The sequence below is a fragment of the Mesorhizobium sp. M7A.F.Ca.US.006.04.2.1 genome (genome assembly GCF_004022915.1).
Classification (GTDB): domain Bacteria; phylum Pseudomonadota; class Alphaproteobacteria; order Rhizobiales; family Rhizobiaceae; genus Mesorhizobium; species Mesorhizobium ciceri.
In genome coordinates, this window is the sequence record NZ_RZQA01000986.1 from 1 (window position 1) to 2,088 (window position 2,088).

General features: G+C 62.0%; 2 protein-coding genes and 1 pseudogene. All 3 read right to left on the reverse strand.

What is annotated here, in order from left to right; translation table 11 throughout:
- A partial coding sequence (locus EN925_RS33200; protein ID WP_164894566.1) for an aspartate/glutamate racemase family protein occupies positions 1-385 on the reverse strand: 385 nt, incomplete at its 3' end.
- A complete protein-coding gene (locus EN925_RS33205) occupies positions 382-1,647 on the reverse strand; it encodes a cation:dicarboxylase symporter family transporter (protein ID WP_245461024.1) in 1,266 nt (421 codons plus the stop codon). The genes EN925_RS33200 and EN925_RS33205, both read right to left, overlap by 4 nt.
- A gap of 92 nt (positions 1,648-1,739) precedes the next feature.
- Positions 1,740-2,088 (reverse strand): annotated as a pseudogene (locus EN925_RS33210) (ABC transporter substrate-binding protein); the annotation flags it as partial.

Below are 2,088 nucleotides of genomic sequence, written 5' to 3' on the forward strand. Positions count from 1 at the left end.
GAACAGCAACCCGGCCCCGCTCCAGGCTACGACGCGTCTCCGCCACCACGGCGTCGCCGATATGGATGATTTCCGCGCGCGAATTCGCCGCCAGTTGGTCGTACCAATGATGGGCGGTGTTGCACGGCATCGCGACGCAGGCGACGCCGAGCGCATTGAGCGTCGCGACCGCGGCTTTCAAAGGCGCCAGCGGGCCGTCATGGCCGGCAAGGATGGCTTCGGTCCTGTCGGGCAGCTGCGGTACGCTGAGGATCACGGCAGGCACATGTTCGTTGTCTCTGAACGCCTGGGTCATCCGGGTCAATTTGAAGTAGAAGTCAGCCGATGCAAGCGGCCCGAGGCCGCCGATAATGCCGAGCTGGGGACGGATGCTGTCGTCGATCATCCGGCAGGCTCGGCTTCGAGCTGTCCCGAGACGGTTTCAGGCTGTGTCGCCTCCCTGTGGCTGGGAGCGATCATTGCCGTGCTCGCTGCGACGGTGCAGACGCTGGCCAGCGTCATGAACGTGTCCACGGCCGCATCCACCGCGACGAACAAAGCGAACGCCGCCTCGAAGGGAAGCTTCAGGTAGCCGCAGACGATGGACATCTGCGACAGGATGAGCAGGCTGCCCATGCCGCCGGTGGTGAGGGCGAGAAGCGCCGAGATGATGCCGACGAGCACGAGGTCGGGGACTGCAAGCGGATGGCCGTAGAGTTGGGCGATGAACAGCGCACCCGAAGTGTAGAGCAGCGCCGGGCCTGTACGCAGCAAAGCCGCCTGCAGCGGCACCAGCAGTTCCACGACCACCAGGCTGAACCGCAGGCGCTCGCTCAAAAGGTTGATGACCCACGGCAGCGAGGCGACCGTAGAGCGTGTGGTGATGGCCACCATGAGAAGGGGCTGGCAGGTCTTGATCGTCGTCCAGTAGCTTCGTCGCGACCGGATGGCGATAATGGCAAAGGCGCCGGCAACGAATATGAGGCAGGAAAGACCCATCACCAGCAGGTAACCGCCCATCAGCGTGAGCGGCTTGGTTCCGGTCGACGCGGTCTGGTCCGCGATCAGGATGAAGGTTGCAAAGGGCAACCCCCAGATGAACCAGTTGGTCAGCACCGTACAGGCCCTGTAGACCGCGTTGAGCGCCTGCGTCAGGCTCATGGACGAGGGCTGGGGAATCTTCCCCATCGCGAGCCCGAAAAGCAGGCAGAACAGCAGAACCTGGATGGTCTGTCCCGAGGCCAGCGCATTGAAGACGTTGTTCGGCACCAGGTCGAGCAGGATCGAATGCCCGGGATCCCCATTGGAGGGCGGCGGCTGGAACGGGAAGGCGAGATCGGTGGACACGCTGCCTTGCGAATTGATGAACTCGCCAAGCTCGATGCGCGACTGGGGATTCTCGATCTGGCCCGGCTGCAGGATCAGCGACAAGGTGCCGCTCACCAGCACGGCCAGGAACGACACGACCAGCACGGCCATACCCACCTTACCGAGGTAGCGGACCGATTTCGGGTCCTGGACCATCGCCGTGATGGAGAAGATGACCGATGAGACCAAATAGGGCAGGACGACCATCTTGAGGAAATTCAGGTAGAGTTGTGCGACAGGGCTGATCGCATGGGCAAAGTCTGGATAGTAGAGGCCGCACAGGATTCCTGCAGCAATCATCGCAATCGTCGTCACCGGCGATCGCAAGATACGCCTTGCCACGAGGCGCCAATCGAAAGGCAGGGGTCCGGCTACGTCGGAGATGGCCATTGTCAGGCTTTGCTCCCCAGGCGATAGCGGGCGATGATCTCGTCCGTGTTGAGAATCTGCTGACCCCGCGCGAGGTCGAGATACAGATCGACAAAGGCCGCGAGATGCGGATTGTCCGGCCGCACGCCGACTGCGATCGTATCGACCTTGTCGGTCAGCGTGATGGAGCGCGCTACGACTGTCATCGACGGATCGTCGACCATCAGCTTCTTGATCTCGAAATCATCGCGATAGGCCATGTCGATCGTCCCGTTTCGGATCGCATCGATGATCAGATCCCAGCTTGCCAAGCGATGGATTTGCGCATGTGGGAAAGTCGTGGCCGCATAAGTGGCGAAGGAAGAGCCCTCG

Bases quoted from the DNA above. Each gene is read 5' to 3' on its own strand.
- EN925_RS33205 (WP_245461024.1), bottom strand. From the start codon at position 1,647: ATGATTGCTGCAGGAATCCTGTGCGGCCTCTACTATCCAGACTTTGCC.